The 15535-nt window shown below is 72.1% G+C and carries 11 protein-coding genes and 1 pseudogene; 6 read left to right on the plus strand and 6 right to left on the minus strand.

The features are described 5' to 3' along the window. Positions 1-23 precede the first annotated feature (23 nt). Both ACTMTU_RS06485 and dnaN read right to left on the minus strand, forming a co-directional pair. The gene (locus tag ACTMTU_RS06485) at positions 24-767 is read right to left on the minus strand and encodes a carbonic anhydrase (protein ID WP_441262480.1); all 744 of its coding nucleotides are present in this window, start codon (positions 765-767) and stop codon (positions 24-26) included. Between the two features lie 97 nt (positions 768-864). Then, entirely contained in the window at positions 865-1998 is a 1134-nt protein-coding gene (dnaN, locus tag ACTMTU_RS06490; protein WP_441262481.1) for a DNA polymerase III subunit beta, read from the minus strand. A 105-nt stretch (positions 1999-2103) separates the two neighbouring features. Between dnaN and ACTMTU_RS06495 the strand changes: the two genes are divergently transcribed. The 3 genes from ACTMTU_RS06495 (at position 2104) to ACTMTU_RS06505 (ending at position 5480) form a co-directional block, all read left to right on the plus strand. Continuing rightward, positions 2104-3135 carry an endonuclease/exonuclease/phosphatase family protein gene (locus ACTMTU_RS06495; protein ID WP_441262482.1) on the plus strand — a complete coding sequence of 344 codons (1032 nt, stop codon included), beginning with the start codon at positions 2104-2106 and terminating at the stop codon, positions 3133-3135. A 212-nt stretch (positions 3136-3347) separates the two neighbouring features. Beyond that, on the plus strand, positions 3348-4310 hold the full coding sequence (locus ACTMTU_RS06500) for a lytic polysaccharide monooxygenase auxiliary activity family 9 protein (protein WP_441262483.1): 963 nt from the start codon (positions 3348-3350) through the stop codon (positions 4308-4310). A 192-nt stretch (positions 4311-4502) separates the two neighbouring features. Further along, positions 4503-5480, plus strand: coding sequence for a glycosyltransferase family 2 protein (locus ACTMTU_RS06505; protein ID WP_441262484.1), 978 nt, complete (start codon positions 4503-4505; stop codon positions 5478-5480). On the opposite strand, the gene ACTMTU_RS06510 is transcribed toward ACTMTU_RS06505, so the two are convergent. Next, a complete protein-coding gene (locus ACTMTU_RS06510; RefSeq protein ID WP_441262485.1) occupies positions 5455-6978 on the minus strand; it encodes a DUF6056 family protein in 1524 nt (507 codons plus the stop codon). The genes ACTMTU_RS06505 and ACTMTU_RS06510 overlap by 26 nt on opposite strands. A gap of 179 nt (positions 6979-7157) precedes the next feature. After that, positions 7158-7958 (minus strand): annotated as a pseudogene (locus tag ACTMTU_RS06515) (PP2C family protein-serine/threonine phosphatase); the annotation flags it as partial. Between the two features lie 73 nt (positions 7959-8031). On the opposite strand from ACTMTU_RS06515, the gene ACTMTU_RS06520 reads away from it, so the two are divergent. Continuing rightward, positions 8032-9084, plus strand: a complete 1053-nt coding sequence (locus ACTMTU_RS06520) for a LacI family DNA-binding transcriptional regulator (RefSeq protein WP_441262486.1) — start codon at positions 8032-8034, stop codon at positions 9082-9084. 370 nt (positions 9085-9454) lie between these two features. Next, entirely contained in the window at positions 9455-11650 is a 2196-nt protein-coding gene (locus ACTMTU_RS06525) for a discoidin domain-containing protein (RefSeq protein WP_441262487.1), read from the plus strand. A gap of 127 nt (positions 11651-11777) precedes the next feature. Here the strand turns inward: ACTMTU_RS06525 and ACTMTU_RS06530 are convergent, their stop codons facing one another. Continuing rightward, entirely contained in the window at positions 11778-12413 is a 636-nt protein-coding gene (locus ACTMTU_RS06530; RefSeq protein WP_441262488.1) for a hypothetical protein, read from the minus strand. Continuing rightward, positions 12410-14083 (minus strand): protein kinase domain-containing protein, encoded by a 1674-nt coding sequence (locus ACTMTU_RS06535; RefSeq protein ID WP_441262489.1) that lies wholly within the window; start codon positions 14081-14083, stop codon positions 12410-12412. Before ACTMTU_RS06535 ends, ACTMTU_RS06530 begins: the two co-directional genes overlap by 4 nt. Positions 14084-14336: 253 nt before the next feature. Here ACTMTU_RS06535 and ACTMTU_RS06540 point away from each other — a divergent pair, with 253 nt between their 5' ends. Then, a complete protein-coding gene (locus ACTMTU_RS06540) occupies positions 14337-15470 on the plus strand; it encodes a S1 family peptidase (protein WP_441262490.1) in 1134 nt (377 codons plus the stop codon). The last annotated feature ends 65 nt before the right edge of the window (positions 15471-15535 follow it).

Genomic DNA, 15535 nt, shown 5'->3' on the forward strand with positions numbered 1-15535 from the left:
GCCGGCCCGGCCCGGCGGAGACGTCAGGCGACCGTGTGCACCAGCTGCGAGGTCAGCTCGTAGCGGGCACCGACGACCGCGAGCTTCCCGGTGGCGATTCTCGCCGCCAGGTCGGGCTCCTGGGCGAGGAGGCGCGTGACCATCCCGACGTTGCGGGTGATCGTGGAGTCGACGCGTGCCGCGCCCTGCTGGGAGTGGTCTATGGCCGGCCGTATCCGGTCGGCGATGTACTGGATGTGAGCGGGGAGTTCCTCCCCGGTCTCCTCCGCGTGCACCGCCGCGGTCACCGCGCCGCAGGACTGGTGGCCGAGCACCACGACCAGGGGAATGTCCAGCTCCAGGACCCCGTACGCGACACTGCCGAGGACCGCCTCGTCGAGCACCTCGCCGGCGGACCGCACGGTCATCAGGTCGCCGAGGCCCTGGTCGAAGACCAGTTCCGGCGGCACCCGCGAGTCGATGCAGCCGAGGACCACGGCGAAGGGTGCCTGACCGGATATCAGTTCCTCGCGCACGGCAGCGGTCTCGTGCGGGTGCTGCTGCCGGAAGGTCCGCCAGCGGCGGTTGCCGGCCGACAGTTCGCGCAGGGCCCGCGCGGGAGTGTCCGGCCGTGGTCGGCGGGCCGTTGCCGGTCCGGGGGACGCCGAGGCCGGCGTGCCTCCCACTACGAGGGCGCCGGAGGCCAGGGCCCCGCCCGCGACGGCGGCGCGCAGCAGGGTACGACGGCTTCCGCCGACGGATGAGTTCGTTCCCGGTGTCTGCTTCACGAAGCGAACGTAGATCCATCGGCGGCCGGGCCGTTCGTTCATGTGTTTTCTTTGCGCACGCTTGATCAATCCATGCCCTGAGAGGCGTGACAGGGTGTCAGGCCGGTGACTTCACCGACATCAGCAGATGCTGATGGAAGTGCTGTCCCGCATCGTCGGCCGGCTGCGTGCCGGCGTCCGACGCACCGCTGAGCAGAGCCCGCTGACCGGGCCCCAGCAGGCGGAACCGCACGCTGTCCGTGTCGAACGACGACAAGGCGTCCGCGAGGTACGACGGGTTGAACGCCACGGTCATCTCCGGGGCGCCGTCCAGGGCGGCGGGCAGCTGCTGGGAGGCGACATCGTCCTCGTAGCCGGCGTGGAGGCGGACCGAGTCCGCGGAGAACGACAACTGCAGCGGGCTGTCGCCCTCCGCGACCACCGACACCCGCTTCACCGCCTCGAGCAGCGGCGCCCTGGCCGTGAGCGCCACGGCGCCGTCCGGCAGGGCGAAGAGCTTGTCGTGCCCAGGCAGCCGGCCGTCGAGGAGCCGGGTGGTGAGCCGCATCCCCGCGTTGTCGAAGCCGATCGTGCCGCCGTCCAGCGCGATACGGACCGTGCCCGACCGGTCCAGCGACCGGGCGATGTCGGAGAGCCGCCGCGCAGGCACCACGACATCCGCGGACGCCTGCGGCGACAAAGGCTTCCAGCCGAGCGTGCGCACCGCGTACCGGTACCTGTCCGTCGCGGCGAGCGTCATCGTCTCCCCGTCGACGCTCAGACGGATGCCGGTCAGCACGGGCAGCGAATCGTCGCGCCCGGCAGCCACCGCCACATGCGCCACGGCGGCGGCGAACACCGCCGCGTCCACCGCACCGCGGAATTCGGGCAGCGCCGGCAGAGAGGGACGCTCCTCGCACGGCAGCAACGACATGCCGAAGCGGGCGCCGGAGCCGCTCACCGCGAAACGTCCGCCGTCGACCGCGCACCGTACCGTCCCGCCCGGCAGGACCCGGCAGATGTCCAGCAGTCTGCGGCCCATGACTAGCACCTGCCCCGGCTGCTCGACGTCGGCCTCGACCTCGATCCGGGCCGAGGCCTCGTGGTCCAGCCCCGAGATCCGCAGCAGACCGCCGGCGCGTGCCTCGAGCAGCAACCCGCCCAGCACGGGCACGGGGGACCGCGCCGGCAGCACCCGCGCCGCCCACGCGACCGCGTCCGTCAGTGCCTCGCGCTCCATCCGGAAGTCCATACCAGCCCTCTTTCCTCGGTGATGGGGACCGTATCGGCAGCCACTGACAACGCCCGGTCGCGAAGCTGGCAAGATCGTCGGTCCGACGGGGAACGGAGCAACGGCATGAACGACGCGGACGAGCACCGCACCACGGGGCGCCGGGCCTTCGCACAGCGGCTCGGCATCCGGCTGCCGTCCAGAGGCAGTTGGGGTACGGACCACCGCGGCCACTCGCGTTTCCGCCGGGGACGCGTCCTTGCCGCCCTCGCCGTGCTCGTCGCCTGCCTGCTCGCCTTCCACCGCGCCGTGCCCAACGCCGTCGGCAGGATCGGCAGCCTCCTGGAGACGTTTCTCCCGTGGCTGGGTCTCGCCGTCCCCCTGCTGCTGATCGCGGCTCTGCTGCGCCGTTCCGTCACCGCGCTCGTCGCACTGGTGCTGCCCGTCGCCGCCTGGTCGTTCCTCTTCGCGCCGCTCCTGCCGCCCTCGTCGGGGGAACAGGCCGGCCTCGTGGCGGTGCAGCACAACGTCAGCGACGTGAACACCGACCCGGCAGGCACGGCACGGGCCCTCCTGCGCGTACGCCCGGACCTCGTCGCCGTCGAGGAGGTGACGCCCGCCGGGCTGCCCGCCTACGAGAAGGAGCTGGCGCGGCACCTGCCGTACCACGCGGTCGTGGGGACCGTCGGCCTGTGGTCGGCGCATCCTCTGGAGGACGTACGGCCGGTGGACATCAAGCCCCGTGGCTTCGGACCGGGATGGAACCGCGCGCTGCGCGCCACGGCCGTGACCCCGCAGGGTCCCGTCGCCGTCCACGTCGCCCATCTGCCCTCGGTGCGCCTGGGACCGCGGCACGGCTTCAGTTCGGCGTCGCGCGACGAGAGCGCCCGGCTGCTTGGCGCCGCGCTCGCCGCGGAGCGGGAGGCCAGTGTGATCCTGCTGGGCGACCTCAACGGCACGGTCGACGACCGTGGTCTCGATCCGGTCCTGGCACAAGTGACGGTGACGGGCCCGGGCTTCGCGTTCAGCTGGCCGGCGTCCTTCCCTGTCGCCAGGATCGACCAGATCCTGGCCCGGTCGGCGGCGGTGACCCGCGTCCGTTCGCTGCCCGCCACCGGCAGCGACCACCTGCCGATCGCTGCCACGATCACCCTGTGACCGCCCCGTCCGGCTGCCGGGCGCTCCCCACGCGACCGCTGCCGGTCGGCCGCCCTCCTGCGACCGCAGAGTCGGCCGCCGCCACGGTGACTGCCCGGGCGGCCTGCCGCCCGTAACCGCTGCCCGCCCGCACGCCCGCCCCCACGGTGAACGCCCGCGCCGCCCCGCCCGTACTCCACGGCAGCCGTCGAGCCCGAGGAGGTCAGCAGCCGATGACCGGACGTCGCCGTACCCCTGTTACCGTCACCGTCGCACTGATCGGCGCCGTACCACTGCTGCTGGCCGCCGGCGGACCCGCCCTGGCCCACGGGACACCGACCGACCCGGTCAGCAGAGCCGCCGTCTGCGGACTCGACGGAGCGCAGCGCGCGTCGGGCGCGTGCCGGGCCGCCGTCGCCGCGAACGGGGGAGCCGCGCTCGGTGCCTGGGACGACCTGCGGCTGCCCGGCGTCGAGGGCAGGGACCAGGAGGCCGTACCCGACGGGCAGTTGTGCAGCGCGGGCCTCGACGCCTACCGCGGCCTGGACACCGCGCGTACCGACTGGCCCGCCACGCCGCTGAAGGCGGGTGGCACGTTCACCCTCACCTACCGCTCCAGCATCCCGCACGAGGGAACCTTCGAGCTGTACCTGACCCGGCAGGGGTACGATCCGTCCACGCCGCTGCGGTGGGCCGATCTCGGCACCCGCCCGTTCGCGACGGCCACCGACCCCGCGCTCACGGACGGCGCGTACCGGATCAGCGGACGTCTGCCCGCGGAGCTCACGGGACGGCATGTGCTCTACACGGTATGGCGGAACACGGACACCCCCGACACGTACTACTCGTGCTCGGACGTGATCCTCACACCCGGGGACGACGGTCGGGCCGCGACGCAGCCCGGAACCCCGCCCGCGCAACAGCCTTACGACCCGGCCGGCCGGACCTCCGGCCCCGCGACGCCCGGACGGCCCGCCGAGTCCGCCCCGTCCCAGGTGCCCGGTGGACCGGCCTCTGATGAATCGCCGGGCGGCGCTCCTTCTCCGGCACCACCGTCCTCCGACCAGGCCGCACCGGCGCCCGCGGGCAGCGCCTCCGGCGACCGTCCCATGGTCCTGTTCGGCGCGGCAGCCGCCGCCCTCGCCCTGGTCTCCGTCTGCGGATCGGTGGTCCTGCGGCGCCGGAACCGCCTCTGACAAACCGTCACCGAGCGGCCGCGAAACCGGCTGCCCGGCGAAGGCACGCCCGCCGACAGCCCAATTCCGGGTGCCGAACGGACACCGGAGCCATCATGAAAGCAACCCCAGCGGCCCGCCGGCCCTCTTCCCTCCATGCAACGGGCCCACCGGGAAGCGCAGCCCGCCCGCACCACAGCTGCATGGAGTGACATGACAACGGTCCACACTTCGGTCGTCGTGCCGTGCTTCAACGAGGACGACGTCCTCGACCTGTTCCATCAGGAACTCGTCGCGGCACTCGAGCCGACCGGCACGGAATTCGAGATCTGCTACGTCGACGACGGCAGCGGCGACGGGACCGGAGCGCGCCTCAAGCAGCTCGCCGCAGCGGACCCACGCGTCCGCTACACGTCCTTCAGCCGCAACTTCGGCAAGGAGTCCGCGATGCTCGCCGGACTGCGCATGTCCCGCGGGGACGCCGTCGTACTCATGGACGCCGACCTTCAGCACCCGCCCCACCTCCTGCCCCGCATGCTGGAACTGCACCGCCACGGCTACGACCAGGTCGTCGCCCGCCGCGACCGCACCGGCGAAGGCACCCTGCGGACGGTCCTCAGCCAGGGCTACTACCGGCTCGTCCGCCGCTTCATGGACGTCGAAGTCCTCGACGGCGCAGGGGACTTCCGGCTGCTGTCCCGCAGGGCCGTCGAGGCCGTGCTGAGCATGCCCGAGTCCAACCGCTTCTCCAAGGGACTCTTCTCCTGGATCGGCTTCGACACCGTCGGCTTCGCCTACACCAATGTGCAGCGGGCCGCCGGAAGCTCCAAGTGGGGCGGCCGGCGGCTGCTCAACTACGGCATCGACGGTCTGCTGTCCTTCAACACCCGGCCGCTGCGCCTGGCGATCCACACCGGGCTGTGGCTCTTCCTGTCCGCGCTCGCCTACACGGTGTGGATCATCCTCAACGTCGTCCTGGACGGCGTCGACACCCCCGGCTACGCGACCCTGATCGCGGCCATAGTGGGACTCGGCGGAATCCAGCTCGCCACCCTCGGGGTCATCGGGGAGTACGTGGGCCGCATCTACCACGAGACCAAGCGCCGGCCCCACTACGTGGTCCGGGAGACCGAAGAGACAGGCGCCACGCAGGCCGGGGCGCCTGTCAGGGAAGCCGCTCTGAGTAAGTGACCTTGTCCAGCCGGTAGTAGTCGGCGACGCACTGCGCGGGCCACACCTTGCGCCCCTGCCGGCCGAACGGCTCCAGCATCCTCGCCACCGGCGTGGGCGTGTACGGGAGTTCCCTCGCGCCCCGTGCCGCTCCCTCGCGCAGATACCGGTCCTGGCGGTCCCAACGCTCCGCCCGCACCTGCATGTCGCGGCCCAGATCGACCAACGGGCCCACCAGGCTCAGCACCGTGGCCGCGCACACGGCCGCCACGGCCGCGACGGTCACCGCGGACCGCCGGCCGCGTACGTACGGCCGCAGCGAGCGCCCCAGGAAGGCCCCGGCCACGACGAGGAGCCCCACGAGGAGCAGCAGGTAGTCGTTCCACGTCCGTTCGGTGGTCACCACCCGTTCCCCGAAGACCGGATAGGTGATGACGGTGCACAGCCAGCCCGCGACCAGGAACGCCGCCGCGCCGAGCCCCACCAGCAGCAGCGGCCGCGGCAGCAGCACCGGGGCCCGGCCGGGCCGGCCCCGCGCCACCAGCCCCAGCAGCATTCCGGCGGCCACCGCGCCCAGATACTGCCAGGTGCCGAGGACCCTCCCGAGGATCTCCGCGTAGCCGTGCAGCGAACCCAGCAGCGAGTCGGGGGACAGCATCGACGCGCTCTCGGCGCCGTAGCGCTCACGGCGGTTGCGGGAGCCGGGGGAGAAGAACAGCAGCAGGGTCCCGACCACGACACCGGCCGCGCCCGCCACCGACCAGATCCGGGCGACGCGGCGCACCGGCGCCGCGAGGATCCGGTGCGCGAAGAGCACCACGCCCGCGAGCACCACCAGCGCGACGACCGACGCCTCCTCCGACAGCGTCCCCATGAACACGCCGGCGAACGCGGCCGACACCACTGCGGCGGTCCTGCCCGCACGGCCGCGTGAGCACAGCAGCGGCAGCACGGAAGCGCACGCGAGCACCGGCGCCACCGTGTGCGACACGGACGCGGCGGGCCAGTAGAACGTCTTGTACGTGTTGGGCGTGGCGAAGAGGAAGACGGCGCAGACCATCGCCGCGACGAACAGCGGCACACCGCGCGGCACCTCCTGCCCGGCCCTGCGCAGCAGCCGTACGACCAGGGCCCACAGCAGCACCAGCATGACGAGCCCGCTGACGAGCCCGAACCACTGGTGACCCGCGACCGGGAACTCGGCGTACAGACCGACGAGCAGGCCGTTGCCCAGCCGCCCGTTGTCGGTGAACCAGAACTTTCCGATCAGTCCGGAGATGCCGTCGTCCCGCACCACCGGCAGGAAGCACCACTCGTCGGCGCTGGGCCGCACATGACGTCCGAACCACGACGCGACCGCCAGCAGTCCGAGCGGCAGACCCGCGAGGACGAACGGCCAGAGCCCCGCCCACGCCGCCGGGCCACCACGCCGCCCCTCGGGTCGCCCCACCGCCCCCGCCGGCCCGCCCTGGTCGTCCACTTCACTCGCGACGGTGACGCCCGATGCGCCGACGGCCATATCACCACTGCCTTTCCGCAAACCACTGGTCCGGCACCGAAGAGGCGAATTCCCGGTGCACCGTTCCATCAGCATCCAGCGGCAACCGGCAGCGACGCCGGTGACGCGCAGGGGTGGACGCTCGGAGAGCGTCCAGCGGCGGCGGTCCCGGCCCGGCCCGCTCGGTCGGGCAAGGCCGTTCAGGACGGGGGTACGGGACGCGCGGCGAGGAGGGCGATGTCGTCGGCGCTGTCGGCGCCCAGCCCGATGAGGAGTTCGTCGCAGAACACGTCGAGAGGTTCATGTGCCAGCGCGGCGGTGTGCTGGCGGAGCCGGACCATGGCGCGGTCGAGGGACTCGTCGCGGCGCTCGATGAGCCCGTCGGTGTAGAACAGAACGGTCGAGCGGGCCGGCAGCATGTGCCTCGCCACGGAGCGCGGCATGTCGGGGTCCATGCCGAGCAGCAGGCCCGCGCCTTCCTCGAGGTAGCGGGTGTCGCCGTCCGCGGTGGTCAGCAGCGGCGGAAGATGCCCGGCCGAGGAGTAGGTCAGCTCCCAGGGACCGGCCGCTGGGCCCTTGACGAGTCCGTAGACGCAGGTCGCGGTGGCCTCCCGGTACAGGCTGTGGTTCGCCATGTCCAGGCGGCGCAGGACGGTGTCCGGCGGCTCTTGACGGTCGATGGCGATGCCGCGCAGCATGCTGCGCAACTGGCTCATGGCGATTGCGGCGTCGAGGTTGTGTCCGCTGACGTCACCGATGACCAGCGCGGTGTCCCCGTTGGGGACGACGAAGCTGTCGTACCAGTCGCCGCCGACCTGTGCGGTGGTCGAGGACGCGGCGTAGCGGGCGGCCAACTCAAGGTGTTCGACGTCCGGCAGCACGGGCAGCAACGAGCGCTGGAGGCGTTCGGCGATGCTCCTGGTCTCCTGGTACAGGCGGGCGTTGTCGACTCCCAGGGCGAGTCCGCGGACCAGGTCGTCGACCAGCGGCAGATCCGCTTCTGCCCCTACGGGTGGTCCCCTTGAGCAGGCAGGATCGTCCGGCCGCCCGTACCGGCCCCGGTATAAAGAACCCATGACTGCCGATGCCCCCGTGCCCACCCGCCCCGCGACGCTCGAGGACGTGGCCAGGGTGGCGGGCGTCTCCCGGGCCACCGTCTCCCGGGTGATCAATGGGGCGCCGACGGTGGACCCCGGGCTGCGGGGGATCGTCGAGGAGGCCATAGCGGCGACCCGTTACGTCCCCAACCGCGCCGCCCGGTCCCTGGTGACCCGCAGGACCGACTCGATCGCGCTCGTCGTCTCGGAGCAGGAGCAGCGGTCCGGCGCGACTCCGTTCGTGGGGCGGATGTTCACCGACCCGTACTTCGGGCGCGTGGTGAGCGGACTGCTGGAGGTGCTGCGGCCGGCGGGTGTCCAGATGATGCTGATGCTGGTCGACGACGAGACCTCGCGCGGGCAACTGCTGTCGTACCTGCGCCAGGGCCATGTGGACGGCGTCGTGCTGGTCTCCTCGCACGGATCCGACCCGCTGCCGCAGTTGATCACCGGCACCGGACTTCCGGCCGTGCTCTCGGGACGCAGCAGCCGCAGCGGCCGGCTGACCTATGTCGAGGTGGACCAGCGGGCCGGTGCCGAACTGGCCGCCGAACACCTGGTGTCGCTGGGCCGCCGCCGGATCGGCACGGTGACCGGGCCTCAGGACATGCCCGCGGGGCAGGAGCGGCTGGCGGCGTTCCGCAGTGCGCTCGCCCGGCACGGGATCGACGATCTGGCGTGGGTGGAGGGTGACTTCACGCATGTGGGTGGCGCTGCCGCCATGAAGCGGCTGCTGGCGCGGAGGCCCGACCTGGACGGCGTTTTCGTCGCCTCCGACCTGATGGCCATGGGCGCGCTGCCGGTGCTTTCCCGCGAGGGCCGGCGTGTGCCCGAGGACGTCGCCGTGGTCGGCTTCGACGACAGCAACGCCGCGCAGGCGTGCGACCCGCCGTTGACGACGGTACGGCAGCCGGTCGAGGAGATGTCGTCCGAGATGGCGAGGCTGCTGCTGCGGCAGATCCGCGAGCCGGGCGACCCCCTCCCCTCGGTGGTCTTCCACCCTTCGCTGGTGCTCCGCGAGTCGGCCTGAGCAGGCGCCGGGGCCGGGGTCTGAGCCGTGCGGTTGTGAGAGAGCGCTCCATCACGGGAGCGCTCTCCCTGCTCCGTGAAACATCGCCTGCGTGCGGCGTATTGGGTGAATCAGTGAAAGCCAACAGCACCTCCGGCACCCCTCTCTGGCCCCAAACTGCCTGAAAAAGTTCGGGACTTGAAGTCTACGGCCCCAATGTGCCGCCTGCTTCGGTGAGTTGTTGCACATGTCTTGACGGCGGCGTAACGCGCGGAGAATCATCCGTGTACCCGAGAGAGCGCTCTCTCGGCAGGTTGAGCCTGACTTCCGTGCACAGCGCCTCCGTACACAGCACCAGCACCCGCCCCTGACCTCCTCAGGAGAGACAGCCATGCCCGCTGCCCCCACAAGACAGCTCGGACCACCCCCGAACCTCGCGCACCACCGGCGGCGCGGCACCGTCGCGCTGATCGTCACCGCCATGGTCGCCGCTCTGCTCGGCCTGCTGCCCGCGGCTCCTGCGCAGGCCGCACCCGTCCTGCTGTCCCAGGGCAGGACGGTGACCGCCTCGAGCCAGGAGAACGGCGGCACGTCCGCCGCCAACGCCGTCGACGGCAACGCCGGCACCCGCTGGTCGAGCGCCTTCGCGGACCCGCAGTGGATCCAGGTCGACCTCGGCGCGAGCGCCACCGTCACCCAGGTCGTGCTGGCCTGGGAAGCGGCGTACGCCAAGGGCTACCGCATCGAGCTGTCCGGCAACGGCACCGACTGGACCACCGCCCACTCCACGACAGCCGGCCCCGGCGGCACGGAGACCCTGAACGTCTCCGGCACCGCACGCTACGTGCGCATGTACGGGACAGCCCGGGCCACCCAGTACGGCTACTCGCTCTGGGAGTTCAAGATCTACGGCACCATGAACGGGGGAGGCGGCCCCGAGATCCCCGGGGGCGGCGACCTCGGTCCCAACGTCCTCGTCTTCGACCCCTCCACGCCCGACATCCAGGGAAAGCTCGACGAGATCTTCCGCCGCCAGGAGTCGGCGCAGTTCGGCACCGACCGCTACCAGCTGCTGTTCAAGCCGGGCACGTACAACAACATCAACGCGCAGATCGGCTTCTACACCTCCATCTCGGGTCTCGGGATCGACCCGGACGACACCACGTTCAACGGTGATGTGACGGTCGACGCCGGCTGGTTCGACGGCAACGCGACCCAGAACTTCTGGCGCTCCGCGGAGAACCTCGCCCTCAACCCGGTCAACGGCACCAACCGCTGGGCCGTCTCCCAGGCCGCCCCCTTCCGCAGGATGCACGTCAAGGGCGGCCTCAACCTGGCCCCCAGCGGCTACGGATGGGCCAGCGGCGGCTACATCGCCGACAGCAGGATCGACGGCACGGTCGGGCCGTACTCCCAGCAGCAGTGGTACACCCGCGACAGCTCCGTCGGCGGCTGGACCAACGGCGTCTGGAACATGACGTTCTCCGGCGTCCAGGGCGCGCCCGCCACCGGCTTCCCGAACCCGCCGTACACCACGCTGGACACCACACCCGTCTCCCGCGAGAAGCCCTTCCTCTACATGGACGGCGGCCAGTACAAGGTGTTCGCCCCTGCCAAGCGGGTGAACGCGCGCGGCACTTCATGGGGCAACGGCGCACCGCAGGGCGAGTCGATCCCGCTCGACCGGTTCTACGTCGTCAAGCCCGGCGCGACCGCCGCGACCATCAACGCCGCGCTCGACCAGGGCCTCCACCTGCTGTTCACGCCCGGTGTCTACCACGTCGATCAGACGATCAACGTCAACCGCGCGAACACCATCGTGCTGGGCCTCGGGCTCGCCACGATCATCCCCGACAACGGCGTCACGGCCATGAAGGTCGCCGACGTGGACGGTGTGCGGCTCGCGGGCTTCCTCATCGACGCGGGGCCCGTCAACTCGCCCACCCTGCTCGAAGTCGGCCCCCAGGGCGCGTCGGCCGACCACGCGGCCAACCCCACCACCGTGCAGGACGTCTTCATCCGCATCGGCGGGGCCGGCCCCGGCAAGGCCACCACCAGCATGGTCGTCAACAGCGACGACACGATCATCGACCACACCTGGGTCTGGCGCGCCGACCACGGCGACGGCGTCGGCTGGGAGACCAACCGGGCCGACTACGGTGTCCGCGTCCACGGCGACGACGTGCTGGCCACCGGCCTGTTCGTCGAGCACTTCAACAAGTACGACGTCGAGTGGTACGGCGAACGCGGCCGGACGATCTTCTTCCAGAACGAGAAGGCATACGACGCACCCAACCAGGCCGCCATCCAGAACGGCGCCACCAAGGGCTATGCGGCCTACCGCGTCGACGACTCCGTGAACACCCACGAAGGATGGGGGATGGGCAGCTACTGCTACTACAACGTGGATCCGACGATCCGTCAGGACCACGGCTTCAAGGCCCCGGTCAAGCCCGGCGTGAAGTTCCACAGCCTGCTGGTCGTCTCGCTCAGCGGCCACGGCCACTACGAGCACGTCATCAACGACACGGGCTCTCCCACGTCAGGGACCTCGACGGTGCCTTCGACCGTCGTCAACTTCCCCTGACACGGCGACAGGCGGGCCGGCGCCGACGGCCCGCGGCCGCACGGGAGCGAGGGGCGTATCCCCCGGTACGGGCACGACGATGCCCGTCCGGCGGGTACGCCCCTCGACCACCGTCGCGGGAGAGTCCTTACGGGCAGCGGTAGGTGAACCGCGCCTCAGCGGAGTGCCGGGACGGCGAGACGACCTTCAGTTCCGCACTCGCGCGGTACTCGCCCCGTCCCTCGAACGTCCACAGCAGGTGCAGCCGGGCCTGCTTCTGGCCGCGCACCACCCGCTCGCGCAGCAGCCCGGAGTCGGTGCCGTCGCTGCGCACCCAACGGTAGGTCAGAGTGCCGGGCAGGCCGTCGGTTCGGACCACGCCGACGACGTCGGCCGTCCCGCCGCACCCGGGCCCGTCCGGCGAGGTCCTGACCACCACGTCCCGCACGGCCACGCCCGGCCCGTACCGCTGCCAGGCGAGGAATCCGAGCACGGCCAGGAGCACGGCGGCGGCCAGCGCGTACCGGCGCAGACCGCGCCTGCGCCCGTGCGGCCCGCGGCCGTCGGCGGGCTGCCCGGCGAGCGTCCCGTGCCACACCCCGGCGGCCGTGGTGCCGCTTCCGTGCTGCCGCACGAACGCGGTCACTCCCGGGCCGAAGCGCAGGACGTTCCCCTCGACGCGGTCGGGGACCGGCCCCGGTTCGGGACGTTGGAACCAGTGGCTGCCCAGCGCGGTCGCGCTGTACTCGTCGGCGTCGCCCGCGGGCGTGCGTGGGTCGCTCACAGGACCGGGCACCCCCTCCTGGTCAGGAGCTGCTGCGTGGAACTGCCGCTCGCCGCCGCCGGATCGGTGCCGGCCTGCAGGGCCCAGTAGCAGCCCGTGCCCTGGAACGTGTGGTCCAGAGCGAGGGTGTACTGCGTCGCGCCGCTCCGCTCGAAGGACTGTGTGCTCTCGACGGCGCCGAGGACCCCCTGCTCGTTGCTCGTGAACCACGAGACGACGACCTTCACGGGGCCGGTCCCGGAAGTGACGACGTCGACGGTCGCGGCGGCCGTCGACGTGCCGGTCTGCCGGAAGCCCGTCACGGAGACCGACTTGACCTGCACCGGCGCGACGGTCGGCGGGGCGCTGGTCGTCGGCTGCGTCGACGGCTCGGTGGAGACGGTCGGGGTGGGGGAAGCGGCCGGCGCGGACGTCGTCGGCGGGGTCGGCGGCGTGGACGACGTCGCGGGCGACGGGTCGTCGGGCCCGGTGGTCGTGACGGCCGACGGGGAGAGCGGGACACCGTCCGACGGCGACGGCCCGGGGCCGCCGTCGCTCTCAGCCACCGGCGAGGCCGAGCCGCCCGGCATCGCGCTGGTCGTCGCCACGGCCTGCGCGGTCGTCCCCGTGCCGGCGTCCTCACCGGCCCGCGCCGCGACGGCGATCACCGCGACCACGGCCAGCGCGGCGACGCCGACGAGCGCCTTGCGCAGCGCCGGGGGCACATACCCGCCGGCGCCGATGCCCGAGCCGATGCCCGCCCCCGCGCCGGGACCGGCGCCGATCGACGTCGTCGCCCTGTCGGTGGTCCCCGCGGGCCCGCCGGCCGACGGGAAGAGCAGGGGCAGCAGCGCGGCGAGCGCCGCCAGCTTGCGCTGCCCCCGCTCCTCCCAGTCGGGCCCGTACGCCGCCCGGGCGATCGTCTCGAGCTCGGCCACGAACGCCGCCGCGTTCGCGGGCCGTTCCGCCGGCGACTTGGCGAGCCCTCGCCGGATGAGGGGACGCACCGGCTCGGGCGCGTCATGGTCGGGGACCGGCGCGCCGATGTGCTGGAGCGCCAGCTCGGCGAAGTTGTCGCCGCGGAAGGGCTTGTGGCCCGTCAGGCACTCGTAGAACGTCGCGGTCGCGGCGTACACGTCGGCGGCGGGCGAGGCCGGTTCGCCGTTCCACTGCTCCGGCGCCATGTACGCCGGGGTGCCCGCCACCCCCGGTGTGCTCCCTCGGTGCGCGGCGATGCCGAAGTCGACGAGCTTGGAGGAGCCGTCCGCCGCGACGAGCACGTTCTCCGGCTTGTAGTCCCGGTGCACCACCCCCGCGCCGTGCGCCGCGGCGAGGCCGAGCAGCGAGCCCTTCAGCACGGCCAGCGCCGCCTCCGGACCGGTAGCGCCCTCCCGGAGCAGCAAGGTACGCAGCGCGATGCCGTCGACCAGCTCCATCACGATGGCGGCGCCCTGCGGCGCCTCGACGTACTCGTAGAGCCGCACCACGTACGGGGTGTCGAGACCGCCCAGCAACTGGGCCTCGGCGCGGAACTCGCGGACGAAGCCCGAGTCCGCGCGCAGCCGCTCGCTGAGGTACTTCACCGCCACCGGCACGCCGGTGGAGTCGTGTACGGCGAGTACGACACGCCCGCAGCCGCCCGCACCGAGCTCCCGGGACTCGGTGTACCCGGGCACCGACCAGGTGTTCATCACGTTCCCCCTGCCCACGCGCTGTCCCCACCACAGACACATTTCTTTCACGTCCGGTTCCCGCCGGGGGGAGGGCGTGCGGCGCCTGCGAAGCTCCGGCGTGCACTTGGCATGGACCTGACCCTGGAGTTCGGCTACGCTCCGGCCGAGCGCAATGAGAGCGCTCTCAACCCGTCTCTCGACACGCGCTCCAGTACGGCCTGTTCCATCCCCCACGATGCTGGAACAACGAAAGGTCAACGCCTTGAGACGCATGACAGCCATACGTACGGGCCTGTCCGCACTCCTCCTCCTCGGCTCCTGGGCAGCGGTCGGCGCCGGCCCCGCGGCAGCCTCCGTCCCCACCGCCGAGCCCAAGCTCTCCACCGGCCTGCTCGCGGCCATGCAGCGCGACCTGGGACTCGACGCGGACGAGGCGACAGCACGCCTCGCCGCGGAGAAGACCGCCACCGCCGTCGAAGGAAAGGCCCGCCGCGCCGCCGGAACGGCCTTCGGCGGCTCCTGGTTCGACGCGGACACCGGCAGACTCACGGTGGCCCTCACCGACGCGGGCAAGGCCCGCGCCGTACGGGCGACCGGCGCCGACACGGCACTCGTCCGCCACAGCGCCCGGCGGCTGGACGCGGCCAAGCGTGAGATCGACGCCCTGAAGGCACCTGCGGGCGTGGCGAGTTGGCACGTCGACCCGCAAGCCAACCGGGTCGTGGTGAACGTCGTCGCCTCCGAGGCGGGTGACAACGATGTCCGGGCCTTCCTGGACCGCGCGAAGGACGCCGGCCCGATCACGGTCAAGGAGACCGCTCAGGCCCCGACGCCGTTCGCCGCCGGGACCGTCGGCGGCGACCCGTACTACACGGGCAACGTGCGCTGCTCCATCGGCTTCTCCGTGCACGGCGGCTTCGTCACGGCGGGCCACTGCGGACGGGCCGGCGCGGCGGTACGCGGCTGGGACGGTACGCACATCGGCACCTTCCAGGGCTCCTCGTTCCCCGGTGACGACTACGCCTGGGTCAGCGTCGGCAGCGGCTGGTGGACCGTGCCCGTGGTCCTCGGCTGGGGAACCGTCCCCGACCAGCTGGTCCGCGGCTCCGCGGAGGCGCCGATCGGCGCCTCCGTCTGCCGCTCCGGCTCCACGACGCGCTGGCACTGCGGCAACGTCCTCGCCAAGAACGAGACCGTCAACTACAGCCAGGGCGCGGTCCATCAGATGACCAAGACCAGTGTCTGCGCGGAACCGGGCGACTCCGGCGGCTCGTTCATCAGCGGCGACCAGGCGCAGGGCGTCACCTCCGGCGGCTGGGGCAACTGCTCCGGCGGCGGCCAGACCTGGCACCAGCCGGTCAACGAGATCCTCGGCCGCTACGGGCTGCGTCTGCACACCGCCTGACGCACCCGCACCACACCCGCGAACGCTCAAGGGAAGGCGCGGGCCACCACGGCGGTGGTCCGCGC

The organism is Streptomyces sp. OZ13 (assembly GCF_052068155.1).
Taxonomy (GTDB): domain Bacteria; phylum Actinomycetota; class Actinomycetes; order Streptomycetales; family Streptomycetaceae; genus Streptomyces.